The sequence below is a fragment of the Fischerella sp. JS2 genome (genome assembly GCF_032393985.1).
Taxonomy (GTDB): Bacteria; Cyanobacteriota; Cyanobacteriia; order Cyanobacteriales; family Nostocaceae; genus Fischerella.
In genome coordinates this window covers 5,436,511-5,460,396 of sequence record NZ_CP135918.1, presented here as the reverse complement: position 1 = coordinate 5,460,396, position 23,886 = coordinate 5,436,511, and the positions used below count along the sequence as shown (strand labels likewise).

The 23,886-nt window shown below is 40.0% G+C and carries 24 protein-coding genes and 1 pseudogene; 13 read left to right on the top strand and 12 right to left on the bottom strand.

Features of this window, described 5'->3' with window-relative positions:
- Positions 1–545 precede the first annotated feature (545 nt).
- Positions 546–2,066: an FAD-dependent oxidoreductase gene (locus RS893_RS23200; protein ID WP_315788044.1), complete on the top strand. Its 1,521-nt coding sequence runs from the start codon at positions 546–548 to the stop codon at positions 2,064–2,066.
- Between the two features lie 106 nt (positions 2,067–2,172).
- Here the strand turns inward: RS893_RS23200 and RS893_RS23195 are convergent, their stop codons facing one another.
- Entirely contained in the window at positions 2,173–2,853 is a 681-nt protein-coding gene (locus RS893_RS23195; protein WP_315788043.1) for a hypothetical protein, read from the bottom strand.
- 113 nt (positions 2,854–2,966) lie between these two features.
- Positions 2,967–4,043: a magnesium-protoporphyrin IX monomethyl ester (oxidative) cyclase gene (acsF, locus tag RS893_RS23190; protein ID WP_315788042.1), complete on the bottom strand. Its 1,077-nt coding sequence runs from the start codon at positions 4,041–4,043 to the stop codon at positions 2,967–2,969.
- A gap of 333 nt (positions 4,044–4,376) precedes the next feature.
- On the opposite strand from acsF, the gene RS893_RS23185 reads away from it, so the two are divergent.
- Entirely contained in the window at positions 4,377–5,804 is a 1,428-nt protein-coding gene (locus RS893_RS23185; protein ID WP_315788041.1) for a reverse transcriptase family protein, read from the top strand.
- Between the two features lie 199 nt (positions 5,805–6,003).
- Here the strand turns inward: RS893_RS23185 and RS893_RS23180 are convergent, their stop codons facing one another.
- The gene (locus RS893_RS23180) at positions 6,004–6,708 is read right to left on the bottom strand and encodes a hypothetical protein (RefSeq protein ID WP_315788040.1); all 705 of its coding nucleotides are present in this window, start codon (positions 6,706–6,708) and stop codon (positions 6,004–6,006) included.
- Between the two features lie 550 nt (positions 6,709–7,258).
- On the opposite strand from RS893_RS23180, the gene rpsD reads away from it, so the two are divergent.
- From rpsD to RS893_RS23165, 3 genes are all read left to right on the top strand, one after another.
- Complete coding sequence (gene rpsD / locus RS893_RS23175) at positions 7,259–7,867, top strand: 30S ribosomal protein S4 (RefSeq protein WP_315788039.1); 609 nt, start codon at positions 7,259–7,261, stop codon at positions 7,865–7,867.
- A gap of 445 nt (positions 7,868–8,312) precedes the next feature.
- A complete protein-coding gene (locus tag RS893_RS23170) occupies positions 8,313–8,690 on the top strand; it encodes a hypothetical protein (RefSeq protein WP_315788038.1) in 378 nt (125 codons plus the stop codon).
- A 66-nt stretch (positions 8,691–8,756) separates the two neighbouring features.
- On the top strand, positions 8,757–8,906 hold the full coding sequence (locus tag RS893_RS23165; RefSeq protein WP_315788037.1) for a hypothetical protein: 150 nt from the start codon (positions 8,757–8,759) through the stop codon (positions 8,904–8,906).
- A 3-nt stretch (positions 8,907–8,909) separates the two neighbouring features.
- Here the strand turns inward: RS893_RS23165 and RS893_RS23160 are convergent, their stop codons facing one another.
- Both RS893_RS23160 and RS893_RS23155 read right to left on the bottom strand, forming a co-directional pair.
- A complete protein-coding gene (locus RS893_RS23160) occupies positions 8,910–9,515 on the bottom strand; it encodes a Uma2 family endonuclease (RefSeq protein WP_315788036.1) in 606 nt (201 codons plus the stop codon).
- 91 nt (positions 9,516–9,606) lie between these two features.
- Positions 9,607–9,714, bottom strand: a pseudogene (locus RS893_RS23155) (toxin-antitoxin system HicB family antitoxin); the annotation flags it as partial.
- 189 nt (positions 9,715–9,903) lie between these two features.
- On the opposite strand from RS893_RS23155, the gene RS893_RS23150 reads away from it, so the two are divergent.
- Positions 9,904–10,032: a hypothetical protein gene (locus RS893_RS23150; protein ID WP_315788035.1), complete on the top strand. Its 129-nt coding sequence runs from the start codon at positions 9,904–9,906 to the stop codon at positions 10,030–10,032.
- A 9-nt stretch (positions 10,033–10,041) separates the two neighbouring features.
- On the opposite strand, the gene RS893_RS23145 is transcribed toward RS893_RS23150, so the two are convergent.
- From RS893_RS23145 to RS893_RS23125, 5 genes are read right to left on the bottom strand one after another with little or no spacing between them, the layout of a single operon-like run.
- Complete coding sequence (locus RS893_RS23145; protein WP_315788034.1) at positions 10,042–10,170, bottom strand: hypothetical protein; 129 nt, start codon at positions 10,168–10,170, stop codon at positions 10,042–10,044.
- Positions 10,155–10,592, bottom strand: a complete 438-nt coding sequence (locus RS893_RS23140; RefSeq protein ID WP_315788033.1) for a type II toxin-antitoxin system VapC family toxin — start codon at positions 10,590–10,592, stop codon at positions 10,155–10,157. Before RS893_RS23140 ends, RS893_RS23145 begins: the two co-directional genes overlap by 16 nt.
- The gene (locus RS893_RS23135) at positions 10,589–10,972 is read right to left on the bottom strand and encodes a type II toxin-antitoxin system HicB family antitoxin (RefSeq protein WP_315788032.1); all 384 of its coding nucleotides are present in this window, start codon (positions 10,970–10,972) and stop codon (positions 10,589–10,591) included. The genes RS893_RS23140 and RS893_RS23135 overlap by 4 nt, the downstream gene beginning before the upstream one ends.
- A gap of 40 nt (positions 10,973–11,012) precedes the next feature.
- Positions 11,013–11,438 (bottom strand): NB-ARC domain-containing protein, encoded by a 426-nt coding sequence (locus tag RS893_RS23130; RefSeq protein ID WP_396336472.1) that lies wholly within the window; start codon positions 11,436–11,438, stop codon positions 11,013–11,015.
- A 6-nt stretch (positions 11,439–11,444) separates the two neighbouring features.
- Positions 11,445–11,825 carry a hypothetical protein gene (locus RS893_RS23125; RefSeq protein ID WP_315788031.1) on the bottom strand — a complete coding sequence of 127 codons (381 nt, stop codon included), beginning with the start codon at positions 11,823–11,825 and terminating at the stop codon, positions 11,445–11,447.
- Positions 11,826–12,357: 532 nt separating this feature from the next.
- Between RS893_RS23125 and RS893_RS23120 the strand changes: the two genes are divergently transcribed.
- The 6 genes from RS893_RS23120 (at position 12,358) to RS893_RS23095 (ending at position 19,009) form a co-directional block, all read left to right on the top strand.
- The gene (locus RS893_RS23120) at positions 12,358–13,845 is read left to right on the top strand and encodes a TIGR04222 domain-containing membrane protein (protein WP_315788030.1); all 1,488 of its coding nucleotides are present in this window, start codon (positions 12,358–12,360) and stop codon (positions 13,843–13,845) included.
- The gene (locus tag RS893_RS23115) at positions 13,781–14,167 is read left to right on the top strand and encodes an NfeD family protein (RefSeq protein WP_315788029.1); all 387 of its coding nucleotides are present in this window, start codon (positions 13,781–13,783) and stop codon (positions 14,165–14,167) included. Before RS893_RS23120 ends, RS893_RS23115 begins: the two co-directional genes overlap by 65 nt.
- Positions 14,168–14,310: 143 nt before the next feature.
- Positions 14,311–15,645, top strand: a complete 1,335-nt coding sequence (locus RS893_RS23110; protein WP_315788028.1) for a flotillin family protein — start codon at positions 14,311–14,313, stop codon at positions 15,643–15,645.
- Between the two features lie 196 nt (positions 15,646–15,841).
- Entirely contained in the window at positions 15,842–17,119 is a 1,278-nt protein-coding gene (locus RS893_RS23105) for a flotillin family protein (protein WP_315788027.1), read from the top strand.
- A gap of 56 nt (positions 17,120–17,175) precedes the next feature.
- Positions 17,176–17,823 (top strand): sigma-70 family RNA polymerase sigma factor, encoded by a 648-nt coding sequence (locus RS893_RS23100; protein ID WP_315788026.1) that lies wholly within the window; start codon positions 17,176–17,178, stop codon positions 17,821–17,823.
- A gap of 28 nt (positions 17,824–17,851) precedes the next feature.
- Positions 17,852–19,009 carry a DUF1822 family protein gene (locus tag RS893_RS23095; RefSeq protein WP_315788025.1) on the top strand — a complete coding sequence of 386 codons (1,158 nt, stop codon included), beginning with the start codon at positions 17,852–17,854 and terminating at the stop codon, positions 19,007–19,009.
- 38 nt (positions 19,010–19,047) lie between these two features.
- On the opposite strand, the gene RS893_RS23090 is transcribed toward RS893_RS23095, so the two are convergent.
- Positions 19,048–19,176 (bottom strand): hypothetical protein, encoded by a 129-nt coding sequence (locus tag RS893_RS23090; RefSeq protein ID WP_315788024.1) that lies wholly within the window; start codon positions 19,174–19,176, stop codon positions 19,048–19,050.
- Between the two features lie 108 nt (positions 19,177–19,284).
- Between RS893_RS23090 and RS893_RS23085 the strand changes: the two genes are divergently transcribed.
- The gene (locus tag RS893_RS23085) at positions 19,285–22,998 is read left to right on the top strand and encodes an ABC transporter substrate-binding protein (protein ID WP_315788023.1); all 3,714 of its coding nucleotides are present in this window, start codon (positions 19,285–19,287) and stop codon (positions 22,996–22,998) included.
- Here RS893_RS23085 and RS893_RS23080 read toward each other — a convergent pair.
- Complete coding sequence (locus RS893_RS23080; protein WP_315788022.1) at positions 22,995–23,762, bottom strand: hypothetical protein; 768 nt, start codon at positions 23,760–23,762, stop codon at positions 22,995–22,997. The genes RS893_RS23085 and RS893_RS23080 overlap by 4 nt on opposite strands.
- Between the last annotated feature and the right edge of the window lie 124 nt (positions 23,763–23,886).

Sequence of the window (23,886 nt, the reverse complement as noted above, 5' to 3'; positions counted from 1 at the left end):
AGTTTGATAGCTTATATCAAGTTCGGTTAATCACTTAGAATAAAAAACCTCACAAGAACAGCCCCTTCACCCCTAATCCCCACTCCCCTAAGGGAGTGGGGGCCCCGAGTTCCCCAGAGGGGACCCTCCCATCCCCTCTCCTTAGCAAGAACAGGGGTGCCGAAGGCGGGGTGAGGTAAAAGGGAATTGTAAGTAATCATGCGAACTTGATATTATATCTGTGAAGGTCGGTAATTGATAATGGGAAAAACCAATTATATCATGTTCGCTTGAATACTTATATTGTTGTGTGGGCTGGTAATTGGTAATGGGAAAAACCAATGATCTACAGCGAAGCATAATATAAGCAATTAGCCGAACTTGATATTACTAATTACCCAACTCAATAGATAATACAAGTGTCCAAACGGATATGATATTACTTCTTCCTTCTGATAGATAAATTTATGACTAAGCTGTTTACCTCTTGAGGGATGAAAATTTTCATAAATTATTTATATATTTAGAAATATATAAATAATTTACACATTTGTCTTGAAGTAATCATGTCTCAATTACCTGGAAAAGCAATCTCATATTGGATTGCTTCAACTCTTTCTATGTCTCATTTTCCATCTCTCACGCATGACATATCGGTTGATGTGGCAATAGTGGGGGGAGGTATTGTGGGAATCACAGCTGGTATGCTCCTCAAGCGTGCCGGAAAAACTGTGGCTATCCTTGATTCGCAACAGATTGCAACGGGTGTCAGTGGACATACAACAGCAAAAATTACTTCACTTCACCAATTAATTTACGCGCAATTGATTAAGGAAATTGGTGATCAAAAAACACAAATTTATGCAGATTCTAATCAAGCTGCTATTGAAAGAGTAGCACAATTTGTAGAAGAAGAAAATATCAATTGTGATTTTAGTCGTAGAAGTGCTTATACCTTTGCAGAAACAGCAGAGAATTTAGATGACATCAAAAAAGAAGTAGAAGCAGCAGTTAATTTAGGATTGCCAGCTTCCTTTGTGACAGAAACTTCTTTACCATTTTCTATTGCTGGAGCTATTAAATTTGATAACCAAGCTCAATTTCATGCTCGTAAATATTTGCTGCATCTTGCAAAATTAATTGATGGTAATGGCAGTTATATATTTGAAAATACCCGCGTAGAAAACGTCGAAGAAGGTACTCCCTGTCAGGTAGTAACAGCGACAGGAACTGTCAAAGCACAAAATGTAATAGTATCTACTAATTTACCTATTCTCAATCAAGGACTATTTTTTGCTAAGACTTATCCCAAGCGTTCCTATATTATTGCTGCTCGCATAGACCCAGCAAGAGCGCCAGAAGGAATGTATATTGGTACTGGCAGCGACTATCATTCAATTCGGACAACTCCTGCTGGTGATGGTGGATTGCTGTTATTAGTCGGTGGCGGTGGACATAAAGTTGGTACTGTTACCAAAACCGAAGAACGTTACCAAAAACTAGAAACTTATGCTCGTTCCCGTTTTAGAGTCGAGCAATTTGAGTATCGCTGGTCTACACAGGATATGGTGTCTTTTGATCAGCTACCTTATATTGGTAAACTTACCCCCTTTAGTAAGAATGTCTACGTAGCAACAGGATTTAGCCTTTGGGGTATGAGCAAAGGTACACTAGCAGGAATGTTGCTTTCAGATTTAATTTTAGGAATAGACAATCATTGGTTAAAACTCTACGATTCTACGCGTACAACTCCATTTTTAACTACCGAATCACTCAAGAATAACCTAGAGGTAGGATTTCATTGGGTAGGCGATCGCCTCAAGGGACTTGATGATTCTTCTTTGGCAGCAGTAGCAAAAGATGAAGCTAAGCTACTGACAATTGATGGTAAAAAGATAGCTGCCTACCGCGATCAACAGGGACAACTTCACACAATTTCGGCTACATGCACCCATCTCGGTTGTATTGTCAACTGGAACAGCGCCGAAAAAAGTTGGGACTGTCCCTGTCACGGTGGACGTTATGACTATGATGGCAAAGTGTTGCACGGGCCACCAGTCAAGGATTTAGAAAGTTACCAAGGTTAATGAGGTGGGGAGTGTGAGGGGTGTGAGGGGTGTAGGGAGTGTGAGGAGTAGTGAACAACCAACTACCAACAACTAACCACTAACCACTAACGCTTAACCCTTGACATTATGGCATCCACTCTAAAACTACTCCTACACTACTATCTTGATATTGCCGTGAAGTCTGTTGCTTAAAACCAGTAGATAAGCGTAGATTACGAGTGATCGCATAACCAATTGCAGCCGTTGTTAAACCCACTTCTTCTTCACTACCGGGAGAAACCCAACTTTGAGTTACAGAAATATCTGCCGCACCACCACGAGATAATACCAATAACAACTTGATACCTACATTCACCCCATCTGTAGAATAATCATTAGTTTGTAAATTCTGATATCCTACCAAGGGTGCAAAGTTAACATAGCTACCTAAAGGACGTAGATAATAATATAAATTACCACCATAAGACTCATACTTACCGTTGAATGCTGACTCATACTCAGCACTCACCGTCAAACCACTCCGACCGATAAATACATCTTCTACACCAAAAATTATTCCCCCTCCCTGTTCCCCAGAATAGCCTAGCCGTACCTTAGTACGAAAACTGGGATCATTCTGAATTTCCTCCAAAACATTCGGTACTTCCCGTCGCCAGCGCTGCAAAACAGGACTCTTTTTAATCACCTCTGGACTTAAATCCAAATCCTGGGCAGAATTACTAGAAGTTTCACACCAACCAGGGTTAGCTACCAAAAGCAAACTCATACCCAATCCAAAACAAAAAATAGACAACTGGCCTCTCATTCCTTGGTGTCCTATACAGAAGCCGCTGACGCGTCTATGGCGTCATGGCGGTTAATAAAAAAGTGGCCCTGCTTTCAGCAGAACCACTTAATTTTTAGCAAAACCTAGAGAACTTAGCGCACAGTACCTTCAGCAACAGTTGCGTCAATAGGTTTCATGAAATACAAGCGCAGAGTTTGCCAACCATTGGAAATGTAATAAGGTAGCTTTTGGAAGAACTGTAAAAACTTAGGAGTGTTAGAATTGGCGATCGCTGTCAATTTCTCGTTATTCTGAACACAAATTTCCAAGCGATCATAAAACTCCGGATTATTGACATCCAGCATTACTGGGAACACCCGTCCAGCAGTTTCATTTGTCTTCTCAATCACATATTTGTCATATTCACGCGCATCCAACCCAATAGAAGCGTAGAAGTCTTGACGCTGAATATCGTTGAGATACATTGTCGCAAACACTGACAACAAGAAGAACCGACACCACAACCGCGCCTTCCAGTCATTTAATATTTGTGGCTGCGCTTTCATCACAGCATCAAAGAAATCCCCATGACGGTTTTCATCCTGACACCAGTTTTCAAACCACCGGAAAATAGGATAAATTCGATCCTCCGGATGTGCTTCCAGATGACGATAAATAGTGATATAGCGCCAGTAACCAATCTTTTCCGAAAGATAAGTCGCGTAGAAGATAAATTTCGGCTGGAAGTAGGTGTAATTTTTGCTCTTTGTCAAAAATCCTAAATCTAGAGACAGATTAAAATCTGCCAATGCTTTATTCAAGAAACCAGCATGACGCGCTTCATCCCGCGACATCAGGGCGAAACACTCTGCCAAAACAGGGCTTTTGTCCTTGAGGCGGCGGCTGAGTTCTTTGTATAGCAAAAAGCCAGAAAATTCTGCTGTACAAGAACGCTCTAAAAATTCAACAAATAAGCGGCGAGTATCCCCGTCAATATGATCCCAGGATTGTTCAAACTCCGCATCCCGAACAAAGTGATGGCGGTTGTAGTCAGCGCGGAACTCTTCTAGGATGGCTCTTAATTCATCTTCGTTGACGGAGATATCCATCTGCGCCATCGCATCAAAGTCTGTGGTGTAAAACCGGGGTGTTAACAGGGTTTCTTTTGCCGGGACTTTAATTCCTGGACGCAATTCTTCAAAACCTGGTTTTTTTAGGGAATCTACCATGTTGTGATTGCTCTTGTGTTTTTTATTGTTCAATGCCCTAGAAAGCCAAGGTTTTTGCTTTCAGGCGGTGCAACAGACAGAATAATGCATTTTGTGTATTAAAAATCAGTCTACCAAGGCATGGCGTGACAGTAGAGGGATAAAACATTAAGAGTTGCAACAAATTTGGGGGATCGGGGATCGGGGATTGGTGAATAACTTTGTCCTTGAATCTACTCGAATTCAGAAAATTGCAAATAGACTGAGGATATGATCTTAAGCATGGTGATTAGTAATACCTAGCAAACTTCCAATCCACAATCCACAATCCACAATCCAAAATCCAAAATCGACATGACCGACCAACCCCGTACTCGCGAAGAACTATACGATCGCATCCGTAAAATGGGCAGAGACGAATTCATCCTCGAAGAGATGATCCGCTACGGTTTTTGGCCTGCCCAAGGTAGTCTACCGGAAGATCCAGCAGATGAAATTCGCCGCGTCGGGGAAATTCGTCGGGAACTTGACCAATTGCGCCGGGAAAGTGGGCGCTTAAAAAATGAACAAGCGCTGCGAAAGCAAATGCTTAAGCAACGTTTGGAGGAGTCGCGGCGCAAGCGCCAAGAAACAAAAGAACGCCAGGAACAGGAACGCCTAGAACGTGCCGAAGCATGGAAACAAAAAAAGCAACAGGAAATAATTTATCTTGGTGAAGGAGTATCGGCTGGGTTAAATCATACCCAAGCTAACGCAGAACGATTACAAAGCTACGGTTTACCAATACTCAACACTGCTGAACAAATAGCCGCAGCAATGGGAATTAGCATCGGTAAACTACGATTTTTGGCATTTGACCGCAAAACCTCTACTGTCTCTCACTACATTCGCTTCAAAATGCCGAAAAAAACTGGGGGAGAACGGCTGATCTCAGCACCCATGCCTAGTTTAAAACAAACACAGCATTGGATTTTAGAAAATATTCTCAAAAAAATAACAGTTCACGACGCTGCTCACGGTTTTTGCGCCCAACGTTCTATTGTTACTAACGCCACTCCTCATGTTGGTGCTGATGTCATTATTAACTTTGACCTCAAAGACTTTTTTCCTTCCATTTGTTACAAGCGCGTCAAAGGACTTTTTCAATCTTTTGGTTATTCAGAAGCAGCTGCGACAATTTTTGGTTTGCTGTGTACCGCCGCCGAAGTTGAAGAATTAGACCTAGATGGCAAGACATATTATGTTGCACTGGGGGAAAGACATCTTCCCCAAGGTTCACCAGCAAGTCCGGTAATTACTAACCTTTTGTGTCGTCGTTTAGACCGCAGATTAACTGCAATGGCAGAAAATTTCGGATTTACTTACACTCGTTACGCCGATGACCTCACCTTTTCTGCGGTTGGTGATAGTCAGCGTTACATCTGTAATATTCTCAAACAAACAGAATCAATTGTGACTCATGAGGGTTTTACGATCAACCAAGAAAAAACCCGCATTCTTCGCAAATCTCGTCAGCAGGAAGTTACAGGAGTTGTAGTTAATAATAAGCTCAATATTTCTAAGAAAGTATTAAAACAATTTCGTGCTACTTTATACCAAATTGAAAAAGATGGTTTAGAAGGTAAACATTGGGGGAATTCTCCGAATTTAATTGCTACTATTACTGGCTTTGCTAATTTTGTCGCAATGGTGAATCCAGAAAAAGGAGCAGAGTTTCAACAACAAGTAAAACGTATTAAATCGCTACACAAAGTCAAGGGTCAAGAGTCCAAAAATCTTTAGATGAGGATTTTAACTCCAGCTTTATTAAAGGATAAGGGGTATAAAGAAGAAGGGGAAGGGGAAAAAGAATTTTTATGAGTGCTTTCTCTTTAACCTTTGCTTTTTACCTAATTAAAGCTGCCCAAAGAACTTTCCCCCACAAGGTATAAAGCCCCTATTTTTTTATATAGGATTCCTTTTACCCTTTCCCCATCTTCCTTCATTGACTGTTTTGGTTATTAGGAATCTGGTTGTTGGGAATCTGGTTGTTGGGAATCTGGTTGTTAGGAATTGGTTGAGTTTGAAAAGAAGGCTGAAAAATCGTGTTATCTGTTCTATTAGCAGGTATAAAAGTAGGTAAATACTCACTAACGTAATTGCTGGCATCAATACAGGTATTTATGGCTTGAGTAGGCGCTAAATTGTCAATTTGCAATCGTAAACCCACAACGCATTGAGCATAGCGCCTTGGTAACAAACTCAGACCGCAATTACTTAAAATTGTTCTGTTCAATAACTGTTTATCTAGAACTTGGTTTCCTTCTTCAGTATTTTTACTGATGCCAACTACACACGCGCCTACATCTTCAGGACGCCATGCCCGTATACAGGTAGATAGTGCTTCTACCGCAGCTATTTCTGTCTCATCTTCAATTTCAGCTACACAAGAGGACAAATCTCTCGGACGCAATGCCCTTGCACATGCGCTTGCTGCTGCGTCCGCAGTGATGCCTGCCTTTAGGAGTCGAAAGGCACACGCCCTGTAATCACCTGTGGTAACAGCGATCGCACTTGTACTAGGTAAAAAAGTCATTCCTAACCATCCGATCACAACCAATGCTGGTGCGGCTATCCCAGCACTCAATCTTTGTTTAGCTTTTAGCATACTTCTGTATAAATAGTTACCATTTTTCTTGAAAGACATTTCCGTTCTACTCCAGTCACGCAAAGTTATGCTATCTCATCTTCAAAGTTTGTTCTCACCTATTTTGGCAGGAAGCTTTGAATAGGGACAGACAAGGAGGACAAGAAATTTTGGATTTCAATCTCAAATCCAAAATCTAAAATCTAAAATTCTTTTTGATCACCAATCACGCCTAATTACTTGTATAATATCTTGTGGAGTTAGCGAAAATGTCCTGGCTGCTGGCATTTAGCGCTACCGTATGAGGCTTGAAACTCAAGCAGTGACTAACGGTAAGTCGCGCGATCGCAACTAAAAGCTTGAAACAACAAGTACAGTACGGCGAGACACGCCGGAACTGACTCTGGAGCAATCAGAGTAAAAGCTTGGAAACAGAAGCAACTTCATTTAAATCAGTAAACAGTAATCAATACCTGATAACTGAGAACTGTTAACTGAGAACTGTTAAAACGTGGTTCTGTAAACCAAGAATCTCTAGCACTTTTGGGCAGGGAATGTCAAAATGATATGTCTGGGTAACAGTTGAAATTAGGATTAGATTAGGAAGCTCATGTCCCGATACAGAGGACCACGACTAAGAATTACACGTCGCCTGGGTGAATTGCCAGGACTAACTCGTAAGAGCGCCAGACGCTCTTATCCTCCCGGTCAACACGGTCAGAACCGTAAGAAGCGCTCTGAATACGCTATCCGTCTTGAAGAAAAACAAAAACTCCGTTTCAACTACGGTTTGACAGAAAAGCAACTACTACGATACGTACGGAAAGCCAGACGTGTAACTGGTTCTACCGGACAAGTGCTACTGCAATTGCTAGAAATGCGCTTGGATAATACGGTTTTCCGCTTGGGTATGGCTCCAACTATCCCAGCAGCACGCCAGTTGGTAAACCACGGCCATGTCACAGTCAACGGTCGCGTTGTAAATATTCCCAGTTACCAGTGTCGTCCGGGAGAAGTTATTGCTGTAAGAAATAGAGAAGCATCCCGGAAGCTAGTGGAAACTAACTTACAATATCCCGGTTTAGCTAACCTTCCCAGTCATCTTGAATTTGACAAAAACAAGATGGAAGGTAAAGTCAATGGTGTCATTGAACGTGAATGGGTAGCACTAAGTATTAACGAACTGCTTGTAGTTGAGTACTACTCACGACAAGCATAATATACTCCCGACGCCAACTGCATTTGCAGTGTGGCGTGGGTTTATATGAAAAATTTCTCTTTTAAGCATTAAGGACGGCTGCCTACCCGCCCTATTTTTATATTGATTCATCACAATTTTGCTGCTTATTGACATTTTACGAGCATACTTTGTCATTTAAGCAGCTTTTTTGTGTCTAAACTTTTTACATTTGTGAGTTTTGGATAATAAGAATTCATCATTCGCGTCATCAAAAGTAAATATTGCTGAGTTGCGGAAGTAGTACCAAGAATGAAATGTTTCCAGACATTAGATGAGTAATGAGAAGCTGTGTGGAAACAGTTAGATAAATTGACTATTTCTAAATCAAAAATTGTTTTGCTCACCCTAACAGGTGATGGCAATTAAATCTTCTTATCGATATCTTAAAAGTACCAGGAGTTTTATAACTCTGGAGACTAATATTATGAAAAAGATAATTATGACAAGTCTAGTAGCTTTAATGACCGCTACTAGTTTTCTCCTCAATGATCAACCAGCTCAAGCTCATCGACGCTACCGCTATCATGATGCCTATCCTTTTTATCCATTGAACTATTGTTATCCGATTACCCATTGGCTTGTTGATGAAGATCCAGCCTATCATCCCCAAGCTTACGCTGATGGATATCGCCAAGGACGTGAGAATGCTAAAGAGGGGAAAGAGTACAAGCCACGCACAGCTGGTGGTGAATTTGCACGTGGTTTTGATGATGGTTATTACGGAAGGAAGTTTGCTGGTCAAAAAAATATTGTTCCGAATGTATATAGACCATATACCACAACAGATTGTGGTTGGTTTTGATTGTGGTATTACTGATTCCTTAACTACCAGAAACTTACAAAATCATCTAATAGTTTCAAAACTGAGTTGATTGCATACAACTCGTCGCCATTAGTAGTGTTACGGTTACTCAAAGCGATCGCAAAGTGCGTAATGACAGGTTCTCATCCAGGTGATCGCACTTTTGTTGATGGGGTTGATGTAGGCGATCGCTTGTCAATTTTCTTCTACACTTAACACTCAACGAGGCAAAATATCATCTAAGCGAAGTTGAAGATGGGGCAAAAGCGGTGAGTTAATTAATTGATTTAATCGATATTGTTGTTGAGTATAAATGTCTTCAACTAGTTGACAGATAGTGAAGGTAGGTTGTTTAGGTTTACCAATAAATGCGACTCCACCTAATCCTCGATAATCCACAATCCAATATTCAGGAATGCCTAAAAGTGCATACTCTTCTACCTTCCGAGCATAGTCGGTTTCCCAGTTGGTACTAACAACTTCAACCACCAGTTTCATAGAGCGTCCCTGGGTAATTACAGGTTCTCGTTCCCAAAGAGGTTCGCGATCAAGAACGGTTTCATCAAGCACTACAATGTCAGGACGACGAACTGTAGCTGCATCTGCAAAGGGGTAAATTAAACAAGTACGAGGAATAAACCAGGGGAGTTGTTCTGCAACAAGGTGTATACCAATTTGAGTTGCAAGTTTGCCACTCACTGTTTCGTGAGGGCCTGTAGGTTCCATGTCAATTAGTTCTCCGTCTGCTAATTCATAGCGGGGATTATCTTGATATTGGGAGAGAAAATCTTCTTTAGTGAGGGTTTTTTGGGAGATAAATGTCATAAAAGCCAATCTCCTGAAAGTATGTTGTTTTCATCTTAAACGCATTCATAATTTCTAATTAACCAGCTACTACTAACCGATTCTGCATATTTCACAATAGAGTATCAAGTTTAGCTAGTATTCTTAAGCCTTCTTCTGGATCGCCAGTTGCAGCCATTGCTTTAAATCTTGTGTAGGCATCAAATTCTGCTAAAGCTATATTGTGATCGCGGTTTAGAGACTGTTCTCAAGTTAGCTTATTTTCGCAAGCGATCGCACTTCTGATGATGGGGTTGATATGGGCGATGCTCCGTTCGCGCAAGCGTGCCGGAGGCATTAGGAGTCGCTACGCGGACGCATTTTCAGTCTAAATATAATTAATAGTACAAAGAATCTAGAGGTAGGAACGATGCAATATCAGATATTTGTTAGGAGTCGATCCGAAAGCCACTTTGTTGCATCTGTTGTGGGAATGCCAGACTTAACAGTTGAGAGGAGAACAGAAGAAGAAGCGATCGCCTTGGCGATCGCATTCTAAGCAACTGTGTTAAATAAGCGATCGCACTTTTGGTAATGGGGTTAATTTAGGTGATCGCATTTCTGATGATGGGAGCAAAAGCGATCGTATTTTTGGTGATGGGGTTGATAGGGGCGATCGCTTTAAGGTATTGTCCAATCTTCCATTAATAAATTAGGCACTTTGGTAAAATATTTAGTATTGCGTGTAACCAAAATACCGTTTATGGACAAAGTAATAGCAGCAATGCGTAAATCTCTCGTACCTATACGAATTCTCTGACGAACTAATTCTTGATAAATATTGTAAGCAGAATGGTCAAAGTCAAGTAATTTGAGCTTGTTAAGGTATTCCACACCATCCCTTAATCCTTTGTAAGCCAGTATCAGTTTTTCAGATTGGGAAGGTTGATCGTTATACTTATTAATTACATTCAGCCATCCTTTCATTTGTTCTTCCAATGTCACAACTGTGATGGCTGTATTAACAAAATTAATTTGGTTGAGACGCTGTGTAACAATTGGATGTTCTCTTTGAAAAAGTGATAAATGGTCAGTATCTAGCACCCAAACAACTATCACTTTACCTCATCCTCTGCATCAATTCGTTGATAGTATTCCTCCATTTGTGTATCAACTTTACTGCGTTCTGCTTTTATATCAGCTAGTACCTCATCAAAAAGTGGATTATCTTTATACATTCCAGCTACCTTGAGCCAAGGATTATCTGTTTGGGGAGAATCTATTTCTAAAGTAACTATTCTTGAATTCTGTAAACGTTTTTGTAAAAGCTGCTGTAAGTTTTCTAGAGCTTCATTTTCAGTTTTGCCAGAGCTTTTACAGTCTGATAAACCTAGCACAACTGCACTAAATCTACCATCTGGCTCACTTTCAACTAGCACAGTATAAGTTAGCTTAGAAGCATCACTATTAGAACTTGTTGAAGGGCTAAAACTAATCATACTTTTTCCTTTTATCTAGGGTGTTTTAATTTTAAAGTATTTAAAGATGAATTAATGTAGACGATGTCTGGTGACAGTAACTATTATGGCGTACTTCGCCAACGCGCTTGAGTAATTGATCATATCCCTCATAGCCAGGACGACATTGCCCTGCTTGATTACCAGCGAGAATTGTTTCAACATTGTCTAATATCAGCAGACATCGGTTTGATTGCAAACATTCCATCAGCTTTGCTAGTTTGCTATCAAAGCTTTCGGCGATCGCCATCTCCTTTCGCAACCCCGACAGCAAAGATTGCAGGATGTTGGTTATTTGTTCCTCTACTGGTGGTGCATTTTGCAGGCTGCGCCATACCACTACTTCAAATTCGCTTTGAATTTGTAGCCCCAACTTCACCGCTAAGGTGCTTTTGCCAATACCACCAATTCCTATAAGTCCAACTAAACGACAGCGTTCTTCTAATATCCACTGTCATAGCTGCAATAATTCTTCACTGCGACCAAAAAACACAGATACATTCGGTGCTTCTGCCCAATCATACTGAGGATTTGCTTGTCGAGTTTCTAGTTCCTCTAAGGTCGAGGTAGGTCGGGTATAATCGTTTGGAGATAACTCCAAACCAAAAGCCGTAAAGGCGGCCTGCAAGGAACTTTTATCTACAGGTTCCAAGCGTGCCAAAATTCTAGAGATAGTGTGGAGAGCTAAACGGGTGCGATCGCTCAACTCTTCTAAAGTAAAATCGTCTCCAGCATTCTCCTCAAACTCAGCTTGAATTTTGGCAGCTTGAAATCTCTCCCAGCCTTTGGGAGTAAGGATTACACCCCGTTTACGACGAGCTTTTTGCTGTTGCATCAGCTTTACCTAAAATTCCAGTAGATGTTTCCCACGAAAGAAAATGCTTCAAAATAGAAGCAAACAGCCCTGAAATAAAGCTTTCAGGGTCAAAATTTAAATAAATATATATATAAAAGGATATATCAAGCGAACTCTTCTATTTAAGATATGGGCAAAGATTAAGTTAGTTATGCACAAATCAAGGCTGTTCGTTGTTAAAAGCTAGCGTTTTTAAACGCAGTCCCGATGAAACAAGTTTCACGAACTTTGCCATGAAAAACCTCACCCCTTGCCCCTCTCCTTGCTAAGGAGAGGGGTGTCCTCTCTTGACGGGGTGAGGTTACTTTCAAGATAGAGGTACGCAGAGTTTTTCTATGGAAAATTCGCTAGGAATTCAATTCAAGATAAGAATCTATATAAATTGGGCTTGACTATCGCCTGATTGTAAATTTATGTAAACACAAGAATAAATTTTTCCTGTCCCAACTGAAGAACCTATAGAAGCAAGGCTAACCACTAGGAGAGTCCTGTGAATAGTGGGTGACAGGCAATGATGAACATTGAACAAGCAAAATTATACACACGAATTCAAGAGTTTTCTTTAGATGAAAATAATGCTGTTTATCCTTTCAGCAGAAAGCTAGCTAAAGAAAATGGTTGGAGTGCCGAATATACAAAACGGGCAATTGAGGAGTATAAAAAGTTTGCTTTTTTAGCGGTAGTTGCTGGACATACGGTGGTTCCATCAGAACAAGTCGATCAAGTTTGGCATCTGCACTTAAGTTATACACATTCTTATTGGGAAGAATTTTGTGCAAAAGTTTTACAAACACCACTGCATCATAATCCTAGTCAGGGTGGTAGTGTGGAACTTGGTAAATTCCAAGATTTGTATATCAAAACTTTGGCAAGTTACGAGCGTTTTTTTGGGCAAACTCCACCGCTAGATATTTGGCCATTGCCGCATATTCGTTTTAATCGTGATACGCATTTTGTGCGGGTGAATACTCAGGAAAACTGGGTTTTACCGAAAAAATTAGTGAAGTTGCCAAAGATAAATATAGCTCGTTTTTCACTGCGCCCGACAGGAAATTTATCGTTAATTTGGCTACCACTATTTTCTTTGGGATTATTAGTAGCAAATAATAAGCCTTTGTTAGCAGCTTCTATTACCAATCCCCTGAATTTAAGCGGCCCTGATTTCCTCTGGTTTTACTTTTTGACGGTAATTATTACTTTTGTCATAGCTAGAAGTTTACGTTGGTTTTTAAGTATATCTGCTAATAATCCACGTAGTGAATCTGGCTCTCTCAATGGTTATGAATTAGCATATTTGGCTAGTGGTGCCTATAGGGCAGTAGATGCTGCGATCGCTAAACTTGTGCAAGACAAATATCTCACAGTTTCGGCCACAAGTCGTACTTTGCAGTTGGAAAATACTCTTTGTGCCAATAGTCATCCTTTAGAGAAATCAATCGCAGAAGCAATTACTGAGGAAAGTGTCAGTGGTACGAATTATGCTCCTATTGAAACTATCCGCAAAAGAGCCATATCTGCAACAAATTCAATTAGGCGAAACTTGGAAAACCAAGGTTTGCTGGTTAGCGATCGCCAAGCGAAGATAATTCAAATTGCGACTGCAATACCCGTCTTAGCAGTACTTTTGTTGGGAATCAGCAAAATCTTTGTGGGGCTTTCCCGAGGGAAACCTGTAGGTTTCTTAATTGGAATGTGCATTATGACGGCTATTCTTGCGTTCTTGCTATTGCCTAAGCCACACCGTACTCGATTTGGCGATCGCACCCTCAATTACTATCGCTCATCTTACTCCCCTAGCTCATCTGACATTGCATTTGGTGTTGCTTTGTTTGGTAGTGCAGTTTTAGTAGGTTCTTTAGCAGATTTAAAACAAGCCCTCGTACCACCAAGTACTAGTAGTGGTGATGTTAGCAGTAGTGTTGGTAGTGGTTGTGGTGGCGGTTGCGGTGGTGGCTGTGGTGGTGGTTGTGGTGGTGGTTGTGGCGGCTGTGGTGGTTAATATGAAAAATTCCATCCTGATAATTACTGGTATTGCAATCGCCTTAGGAATTTTGGCTGGTGTGTTCATAGTTGGACTAATTTTTTTGCAACGCCAACGCCTCGCAATCGATAGCCTTGTACGCACGGATAATATCGTCGGTTGTTACGGAACTGTGGAAATTCCTCTCAACCGCAAAAGCCCCGGAAAAATCCGTGTCAATCTCAAAGGTTCCTTAGTAGATTTTGTCGCCCTCACCGATGAAACTCAACAATTTCACCAAGGCGATCGCGTTGTTGTTGTGAGGATGAAGGGTAATAAGGTGTGGGTGGTGGGGGTGTGAGGGTGGGGATTAGGGGCAGTGGGGAGATGGGGAGATGGGGAGATGGGGAGTGTGAGGAGTGTGGGGAGAATAGCTATTAACTACCAACTACTAACCACTAACTACTAACCACTAACTACTAACTACTAACTACTAACTGAGTTATGAAAAATATTGCAACTGTACAAGTCGGGCAAATTCCAGCTGATCGGCCTGTCACAACAAATAAAGATAATGGGATGGAAGGATTACTATTTACTAGCCTTCCGATTGCTGCTTCTATTTTTGGCGCTGTTGTTATTGTCTGGTTTTTAAAGTCGTTTTTGTGCATTTGCAAGCCGAATGAAGTTTTGATTCTTTCGGGGCGTAAGTGGCGAAATCAGGATGGACAACAAGTAGGTTATCGGGTATTGGTAGGTGGACGTGCGATCCGGATTCCGATTGTGGAAACTGTCAAACGCATGGATGTAACGACAATGCCTGTGCGGGTAGAGGTGCGGAATGCCTACGCCAAGGGAGGAACGCCTTTAAATATTCAAGCGATCGCTAACGTGAAAATTTCCACTGATGCGGCAGTGGTGGGTAATGCGATCGAACGTTTTTTAGATCGCGATCGCTCAGAATTGGCGCGTGTTTCTCGCGAAACTTTAGAAGGATATTTACGGGGTGTTGTGGCTACCCTCACACCCGAAGAACTCAACGAAGATAGACTAAGTTTTGCTGAACGTATCGCCTCTGATGTCAGTCGTGATTTAGCGAAACTGGGATTACAACTCGATACTTTGAAAATTCAAAGTGTGTCTGATGATGTCGATTATCTCAAATCCTTGGGACGCAAGCAAATAGCCTTAATTCTCAGAGATGCAGAAATTGCCGAATCAGATGCGATCGCCCAAGCCGAACAAGTGGAAGCCCAATGTGAGGAACACGCCCAAGTTGCCAAAACCCAAGACAGAATCATTGTTCTGGAAAAAGAAAACGAACTGCGTAAAATCAAAGCCAAGTTAGAACAGAAAGCCCGTTCCGAAGAAGAAATTACCAAAGCCGCAGCCCAAGAGAAGAAAGCCAAAGCCGAACAAGCACTGCAAGCACTACGGGCTGAATTAGAACGTCTGCGTTTGGAAGCAGACACAGTTTTACCAGCCCTCGCCCAATCTCAAGCCCAAGAACTTCATGCCAGAGGTGAAGCCGCCGCTTTGGAAGAAAATGCGAAAGCAGCAGCCTTAGTCAACGATATTCTTTCCCAGGTTTGGCAGCAAACAGGAACTGAGGCTGGCAAGTTGTTCTTAATTCAACAAATCGAAATGGTATTACAAGAAGCTGTGCAAATTCCCCAGCGAATTCAAATCGATAAAGTGAATGTGATTGACAACGGTGATGGTAAATCTTTGGCTAGTTTGGTAAATGTTTATCCAGAGATTGTGTTGCAGTATTTAGAGAATGTGAATCGGACTTTGGGTATTGATGTGACAGGGACTTTAAATCAGCAAAATAATTAATTTTTTAATCGAACACCGATGCACACCGATGCACACAGATAGATTTTGCCCTCTGAATCTGAATTTAGTACTCATAACCCTCAACCACCAACGAACAATTCCCCTGCAATCATCGGTGTGTATCGGTGTGCATCTGTGTTCGCTTTTTCCAATTTCATTCCTCCCATCGCCGTTTACTTATTCGAGGAAAAATATCATGGAAATCATAGCTTTACTACTCGGAATTTTTGGTACTGGTACTGCTGCTGGTTGGTGGGTGATTCGCAATTTGTACTATATTTGTCAGCCAAGTGAGGTGTTGATTTTTGCTGGTAGTCGCACTTCTACAGGTGATAGCAATTCGGTAGGATACCGTTTGGTAAAAGGCGGTAGTGGAATTCAAATCCCCCTGATTGAAAAGACTTTCCGCATGGATTTAACGAATATGATTATTGAATTGCGGGTGGTAAATGCCTTTTCTAAAGGTGGTATTCCTTTGACGGTAGAAGGGGTGGCGAATATTAAAATTGCTGGCGAAGAACCAATTATTTACAATGCGATCGAACGCTTGTTGGGTAAAACTCGCAAAGATATTGAACAGTTAGCCAAGGAAACATTGGAAGGAAATTTGCGGGGGGTATTGGCGAATCTCACACCGGAACAAGTGAATGAAGATAAGATTGCTTTTGCGAAAACTTTGTTGGAAGAGGCGGAGGATGATTTAGAAAAGTTGGGATTGGTTTTGGATAATTTGCAAATTAAAAATATTTCTGATGAGGTACGTTATTTAGATTCAATTGGACGTAAGCAGCAGGCGGAGTTATTACGAGATGCGCGCATAGCGGAAGCGCAAGCTAAGGCGGAGGCGATTATTAAAAGTTCGGAAAACGATCGCATTACTAAGTTAAGGCAAATTGCACGCGATTTGGAGGTGGCGAAGGCGGAAGCGGAACGCAGAGTTAGAGATGCACTGACAAAGCGCACGGCGATGGTGGCGGAAGTGGAAGCGGTAGTCAATGCAGAAATTGCGCGGGTACAAGCAGAGGTGGCGGTACAAACTGAACGTATCAAACAGGTGGAAAAGCAGTTGCAAGCTGATGTGATTGCGCCAGCCGCAGCCGCATGTCAGCAAGCGATCGCCAAAGCCAAGGGCGATGCAGCCAGAATTATCGAAGATGGTAAAGCCCAAGCCGCAGGTACACAGCGTTTGGCTGAATCTTGGCAAAATGCTGGTGCGGCGGCGCGAGAAATATTCCTGTTCCAGAAGTTGGAACCATTGTTGAAAATGATGGCTGCGGGAGTTCCGCAAGTGGAGGTAGAAAATTTGACTGTTATTGATGCTGCTAATGGTGGTAATGTGCCAAAATTCGCATCTTTCTTAGAACAGTTACGCCAGACTACTGGTATCGATGTTAGTAAGGCGATTAATGAATTCAAGGGTGACGGGAAAATTCTGATTCCGGAAGTGAAATCAAATCTGGATAAACGCCCTTAGAAACTGTAGCAGTAGGTTGAGCCAAGACTGTTAAAAGTTAACTAATTCTTTACAGTATGGATGAATTCAACGCGCAAATCCTCCAACTTGTTCAAGAAGCTTGTCAGCATCCCAGAGGTAGTTTAGAACGCAAAAGGAAACTGAATCAAATTATTTGTCTGATTCAAAAATCGGGTAGACTTTTGCGATGTACAGGTGTACCTGATGTAGAGGAAGCTTTTCAGAAAACCTGGATATATTTTTGCCAAAATCTCTGTGAAGCAACTACTGCTAGGAATCCTTATGATCCCAAACAAGGTTGTGTGATTAGCTGGTTAAATGGTTACTTGTATTATCGTATTAAAGAAATTAGTCAGAGAAATAAACAAGAGAGAAACAGAAGAATTAATCCCTTCACAGGAGAAAATGGTGAAGCAATAGATCCTTTAGATATTATTCCCGCACCACCAGAACCATCACCTATGCTCAAAGAAATTCGGGAATGGCTTACAAATGAAACCAGTAGATTACGGCGTATTCATATTAGCGATCGCCCGGATGTTAATTGTCAAGTTATGATTGAACGCCGTTTTCTTTTGGAAGTTGCTTGGAAAGTTTTATCCCAAGATTTTGGTGTTCCTATCCCGACTCTCAGCAATTTCTATCAAAAAAAATGCCTACCTTTGCTAGAAGAATTTTGTAAATCCCAAGGCTATCTTGATTAATAGTTTTTTGAAATTTGAATCTACAACTATGAATTACTTAACTGAACGTCAAACTATATCTATCCCTATTTCTGAAGAATTCCGAGAAAATGCTCTTAAATTTGTCAGAGAACAACCAACACAAACAAGAGCAAGGCAAGTATATTTAAATACTTTAGCTGTCCAGGTAGTTAATACCTATTTGCAAATGCTAGATATTCCTACAGATTTAGAATCTAGCTATAGTTGGCATCCTTACCGGAGATTAATTGATGATGTCGCCGATTTAGTCTTAACTGGGATAGGACACTTAGAATGTCGAGCAATTCGCACAGGCGATCGCGTTTGTTATATCCCGCCAGAAGTTTGGGATGATCGCATTGGTTATGTGGTTGTCGAAATTAATCAAACTTGTAAGGAAGGTAAAATCTGGGGATTTTTGCCTCATGTTACCGCCGCAGAAATTGATATTAACCAGTTACATTCATTGGATGAATTAATTGAGCGATCGCATCTAATTTCTTTAAGAGCATGGCTAGAAAATATTTACACAACTGAGTGGCAAACAGTTGAAGAATTTACTCGTAAAAGAAAACCTCAATTTGCTTTTCGCTCTATTAAACGTGTCAGAGGATTGAAATTAGAATCACAAGATATTGTTTGGCAAATTATTGAGCAATTTTACCCCAATCATAGTTGGCAAAAAGGTTTACCATCCAAATTATTGTCCAAAAAATTTAATAATCGTTGTGAAAAAATAGAGGTAAATAATAATAGTAACATTTCCTCAGAACTTCTGGATATTTTAGTTCATTTAATCAAAACTACTGAAGATGAAGAAACACGTTGGACTCTTGCGGAAATTTTGTGGACTCTTCAACCGAACCACCCTGCTGTGACTGCTAGACGCATTATGGATTTGGGAATGCAGTTAGATGGTAGCGCTGTAGCTTTGATGGTAGCAGTTTTACCAAAACCAGATCAAACAGTTGCTGTGCTATTACGGGTTTATCCTATGAATAATGCTTATTTACCATTAGGTTTACAATTAGCAGGATTATATGAGGATGGACAAGCATTTTTAGAAGTTCAAGCTAGAGAAGAAGATGATTATATTCAATTAAAATTTTGTGCGGAATTTGGTGAGAGATTTCGAGTTAGGGTTGGTTTAAATGATGCAATGATTACAGAAAATTTTATCATCTAGATATGAATTATTGGAACTTGTATAGAAATCATTTTTTATCAAACACAGATCACACAGATAGACACAGATAGATTTTCATCGGTGTTAATCGGTGTTAATCGGTGTTCGTTTTTCACACCTTCATTGATGCGATCGCCATTTACTGATTTAAGGAAAAACAGATTCATTTTTTAATCGAACCCAGATGCACACCGATGGATTATTCGTTAGCTATTGAGTGGTGATTTCTAGCCATGAATTGATGTTAAACATTAAGTTATCAAGTGGTGGTAAATGTGGTTAAGCAGGTTAAACTAGTTATTTTTGAAATAGGAGAGGGTTCTTTTGAGAGGGGATTTCCTGTCAAAGTGAGAATTGGTGAGGCTGGTAAGCGTCATATTGCTGAGATTTCTGGTAGATTACCACCTGCACCAGAAGTTCCGACAACGTACACTACATGGCAATCTATTTATGAAAAATTGCCAGCAAATTGGTTGATTATTATTCCTAAAAATCAGATTACAAACTTTTCTAGTAAAGATGCTTGTAATCAAGCTGCTAAAGCATTTCAAGATAGTTTCAACACCTGGCTAAATCAAGCGCCTGTTTTAGAAATAGAGCGACAATTATCAAGACAAATTGGTAATTCTGAAGATATTCGCTTTATTTTACAGACTTCAGATTCATTATTGCGGAGATTACCTTGGCATTTGTGGGGTTTTTTTTCTACTAGCCATCCCCAAGCAGAAATAGTCATTGGTTCAGAATACGAACCATCAACAAAGCAACTGAAAGTACCAGTCAAAATTTTGGCAATTTTAGGTAGTAACCAGGGAATTGATCTCAATCAAGATTTATACTTTCTCAAAAACTTACCAGGTGCAAAAGTTAAGGCATTAATCGAACCTACACGCCGTCAACTGATTGACAATTTGAGAACTCAACCTTGGGATATTTTATTTTTTGCTGGACATAGTATCAGTAAAGAAGGTGACAGTTGGGGAGAAATTCAAATTAATGCTGATGAGAGTTATTTATCATTACGAAATTTACGTTACTCTCTCAGACATGCAGTCAGACAGGGATTAAAATTGGCAATTTTTAACTCCTGTGATGGATTGGGATTAGCACGCAATTTAGCTGATTTACGCATTCCTTACACAATTGTCATGCGGGAACCTGTACCTGATATTATTGCCCAAGAGTTTTTAAAATATTTTCTGACTGCATTTACTAGTGGCGAATCTTTATATGCGTCTGTAAACCAAGCACGGGAACGCCTATATGAGGAGTGGGAAAGAGATTATCCTTGTGCTTCTTGGCTACCTGTAATTTTTCAGAATCCAGCCGCAACGGAACTAAAATATCCCCGAATTTTGAACTGGAAACAAAAGGCTTTTCGCACAGCTATTGTCACAGTTTCACTGGGGTGTGTTGGTGCAGTTTTGTGGCGTGGGATTGATGAAATTAATTTCCGTAATCGGTTTAGTGATGGCGATAAAATTTTAGTAAAAACAGTTTCTACTGAATATAAAAAGCAAGGAGTGCAAGCATTATCATGGAAAAATTATAATCAAGCAGTTAGTAAATTCAAGATTTCTTTACAACAAAAACCTAATGATCCAGAATCATTAATATATTTGAATAATGCCAAGATTGGCAATCAAGAAAAATTGACGATCGCAGTTGTGGTTCCTATTGGTACAAATCCTGATGTTGCCCAGGAAATTTTGCGGGGTGTAGCACAAGCCCAAGATGAAATTAACCGTAGAGATGGTATTAATAGTCAGTTACTAAAAGTTGAAATAGTCAATGATGATAATAATCCTGCGATCGCTCAAAGGGTTGCCAACAGATTTGTCCAAGATCAAAAAAATATTTTGGCAGTCATCGGACATAACAGTAGTGATGCTAGTGTCCCTGCTGCTAATATTTATCAAGCCGGAAAATTGGTGATGATTTCACCAACTAGTACTTCTCCATTGGTAACTAATCCCGAAAATCGGTCTGCTGGGAGTTATATCTACAGAACCGTCATCAGAAATGATGTGATTGCCGAAACTTTAGCTGAGTACGCAAAAAAAGAAGGCAAAACTCGCATTGCTATCTGTCGTGATTCTCAAGCAAAAGATCAGTCTTATGAACCAGCAATAGCTTCAGCACTGAGCAAAAATGATATTCAGTTAATTGATATTCACTGTGATTTGTCAGCCAAGAATTTTCAGCCAGAAGTCGCCATTGAACGTGCAATCAAAGTGCGAGCAAATAGTATATTTCTCAATCCCCATGTTGACAGAATTGATAAAGCTATAGAAGTTGCTAAAGCTAATAAAGGCAAATTAATGCTCTTTGGCAGTCACAGTATGCAAACTCAAAAAACTCTCAAAGCAGGTAAAGCTGTTAACGGTTTAGTGATGGCTGTTTCTTGGCACACCGACGCTTCTGCTAATAAAAAATTTGTTAAAGATGCCTATAAACTTTGGAGTGATCCAAATTCTATCACTTGGCGCACAGCAAATGCCTACGATGCTACAAATGCGATCGCTCAAGCTTTAATCCAAAAAGATAACACCAGAGAAGGCATCCAACAAGCTTTATCCGGTAGTTTTGTTTTAGAAGGCGCTACGGGGACTATTCAATTTTCACCTTGGGGCGATCGCATCGGTACGGCGGTGTTAGTGGAAGTTAAACCCGATCCCAAAAATCCTAGTAACTATAGTTTTGTACTCAAAGACTCTGTTTTTAATCGTATTAGCTTGGGAGATAAAATTTTAGCTCAAGATACACAACCTAGTAACGAGAAAAAAGCAGGTATACAAGCTTTTGCAGCAGAGAAATATGAGGTAGCGATCGCATATTTTCAAAAATCTCTGCAAAATATGCCCAATGATCCTGAAACACACATATACTTACAAAATGCCCTTGCTGCTCGTCATGGCAAAGTTTTAAAAATTGCTGTCAGTGTCCCTCTGGGTAGTAATCCCAATGTTGCTAAAGAAATACTGCAAGGTGTGGCTCAAGCTCAAGATGAAGTTAATAATAAAGGTGGCATTCAAGGATATTTATTACAGATAGAAATAGCAAATGACGATAACAATCCTGATATTGCTAGAAAAATTGCTAACTATTTTGTCAACCACAAGAAAATTTTAGCAGTTATTGCTCATAATGCCTCTGATGCTTCTGTCAAAGCATGTGGAATTTACCAAGATGGAAAATTAGTCAATATTTCTCCTACTAGCTTTTCGTTAAAATTGTCGGGATGTGGTTCCTATATATTTCGCACTGCTCCCAATCTCCGTTTTCTTGCTGATTCTGTTTCTCACTATGCCATCAATGTTGCGGGGACAAAAAACTTGGCTATTTGTGTAGATGAAAAAGCTATAGATAATCAATCTTTTCGCGATGAATTTGCTTCTGCTACCATTGCCGATGGTGGAAATATTGTGAATATTAGGTGTGATTTTTCTGCACCAGATTTTGATCCTCCTAAAATTATTGCAGATGCAATTAGTAATGGTGCTGAAGGATTATTTTTAGCTCCCCATATTGATAGAATTAGTAAAGCTTTAGATTTAGCTAAAGCCAATCAAGGCAGACTCACATTATTTGCCAGTACTTCACTATATACCTTACAAACTCTCCAACAAGGAAAAGCTGATATTAATAATTTAGTGTTAGCTGTGCCTTGGGAAGCTAGGAGTAATTTTGAAAGTGAATTTGCTAAAAACTCCCGCAAACTTTGGAGAAGTTTAGTAACTTGGCGTTCTGCTACAAGTTATGATGCAACTGTAGCCATAGTTAATGGTTTACAGCAAAGTAAAACTCGTGATGGACTGCAAAAAGTCTTGCGAAATCCCAAATTTTCTGCCATTGGCGCGACTGGTAAAATCCAGTTTTTACAATCAGGCGATCGCCATATTCAAAACAAGAATGATATTATTTTGGTGAAAATTAAACCAAGTCATAAGTTTGCAAATCAATATGAATTTTTTCCTTTATCTCCTTAATACCAATATAAAATTTTTTCCTTAACTAAATTGCGTCCCTCACGAGAAACCTTAAGCATTTTCCGGTTGAGAAGATAACGAGTTTTACCTTTAATCGCAACATATTCACTATCTTCTGCTTTCGCAGAGGAGTTGTAGTTTAGCTGTAATGGCAGAGTAATTATATTAGTTCCATTCTTAGTCACAGCTATATAAGTATCTGGCGTTTCTCTACCACAAATATACACAATATAGTTTTTGGTTGCAGCTTCTACAAAGGAAGTATTACCTTCAGGACAACCCTTCACTAAAGATTGACCATCAGCTGCGATCGCACTATTAACTTTTTCTCTTAAAACAACACTACTACGTTTAGTGAGTTTAGTTACTACTAATTCATAGGGTGTAACAGTATATATTACCCCAGTATTTTTAGCAAAGTAAGCTTCACCTACTTGATTACTGACGGGAATAATAATTTTACTACTACTATTTTTATAAATTTGTACGTAATAACCTAGAGAGTTTTTTTCGTCTCCCCTGCAAATATAAACATAATATTTAGCTGTCTCAAAAATTCGCTTCGGTAGTAATTGTGCAGATGGACAAACTTGTTTTTTTGTTAGTTGGATAAAGGAATAATTGAAGTTATTTACTGATGTAGATTCCTTTATAATTTGTGCTTGTATTTTTGCAAAAGGAGAGAAAAATAATAAGCAGTTGAGACTGACAAAGGCTAACTTTAAACTTCCTTTGTGATACAATCTAAATTGTAAAAACTTCATATTTTTAAATTTTTAAACAGTAAAACTACCACCATTAACAACTAGTTCATGGTGTGGAAATATCAGTGTTTTAACGGTTGTAAAGCTGAAATTATTATCCTACGAAAAAAAATCCAGAACAACT

What these genes read in the sequence shown, in the direction of transcription:
- RS893_RS23200 (WP_315788044.1), top strand. Translation starts at nt 546, where the DNA reads ATGTCTCAATTACCTGGAAAAGCAATCTCATATTGGATTGCTTCAACT.
- RS893_RS23195 (WP_315788043.1), bottom strand. Translation starts at nt 2,853, where the DNA reads ATGAGAGGCCAGTTGTCTATTTTTTGTTTTGGATTGGGTATGAGTTTG.
- acsF (WP_315788042.1), bottom strand. Translation starts at nt 4,043, where the DNA reads ATGGTAGATTCCCTAAAAAAACCAGGTTTTGAAGAATTGCGTCCAGGA.
- RS893_RS23185 (WP_315788041.1), top strand. Translation starts at nt 4,377, where the DNA reads ATGACCGACCAACCCCGTACTCGCGAAGAACTATACGATCGCATCCGT.
- RS893_RS23180 (WP_315788040.1), bottom strand. Translation starts at nt 6,708, where the DNA reads ATGTCTTTCAAGAAAAATGGTAACTATTTATACAGAAGTATGCTAAAA.
- rpsD (WP_315788039.1), top strand. Translation starts at nt 7,259, where the DNA reads ATGTCCCGATACAGAGGACCACGACTAAGAATTACACGTCGCCTGGGT.
- RS893_RS23170 (WP_315788038.1), top strand. Translation starts at nt 8,313, where the DNA reads ATGAAAAAGATAATTATGACAAGTCTAGTAGCTTTAATGACCGCTACT.
- RS893_RS23160 (WP_315788036.1), bottom strand. Translation starts at nt 9,515, where the DNA reads ATGACATTTATCTCCCAAAAAACCCTCACTAAAGAAGATTTTCTCTCC.
- RS893_RS23150 (WP_315788035.1), top strand. Translation starts at nt 9,904, where the DNA reads ATGCAATATCAGATATTTGTTAGGAGTCGATCCGAAAGCCACTTTGTT.
- RS893_RS23135 (WP_315788032.1), bottom strand. Translation starts at nt 10,972, where the DNA reads ATGATTAGTTTTAGCCCTTCAACAAGTTCTAATAGTGATGCTTCTAAG.
- RS893_RS23125 (WP_315788031.1), bottom strand. Translation starts at nt 11,825, where the DNA reads ATGCAACAGCAAAAAGCTCGTCGTAAACGGGGTGTAATCCTTACTCCC.
- RS893_RS23120 (WP_315788030.1), top strand. Translation starts at nt 12,358, where the DNA reads ATGATGAACATTGAACAAGCAAAATTATACACACGAATTCAAGAGTTT.
- RS893_RS23110 (WP_315788028.1), top strand. Translation starts at nt 14,311, where the DNA reads ATGAAAAATATTGCAACTGTACAAGTCGGGCAAATTCCAGCTGATCGG.
- RS893_RS23105 (WP_315788027.1), top strand. Translation starts at nt 15,842, where the DNA reads ATGGAAATCATAGCTTTACTACTCGGAATTTTTGGTACTGGTACTGCT.
- RS893_RS23100 (WP_315788026.1), top strand. Translation starts at nt 17,176, where the DNA reads ATGGATGAATTCAACGCGCAAATCCTCCAACTTGTTCAAGAAGCTTGT.
- RS893_RS23095 (WP_315788025.1), top strand. Translation starts at nt 17,852, where the DNA reads ATGAATTACTTAACTGAACGTCAAACTATATCTATCCCTATTTCTGAA.
- RS893_RS23090 (WP_315788024.1), bottom strand. Translation starts at nt 19,176, where the DNA reads ATGAATCTGTTTTTCCTTAAATCAGTAAATGGCGATCGCATCAATGAA.
- RS893_RS23080 (WP_315788022.1), bottom strand. Translation starts at nt 23,762, where the DNA reads ATGAAGTTTTTACAATTTAGATTGTATCACAAAGGAAGTTTAAAGTTA.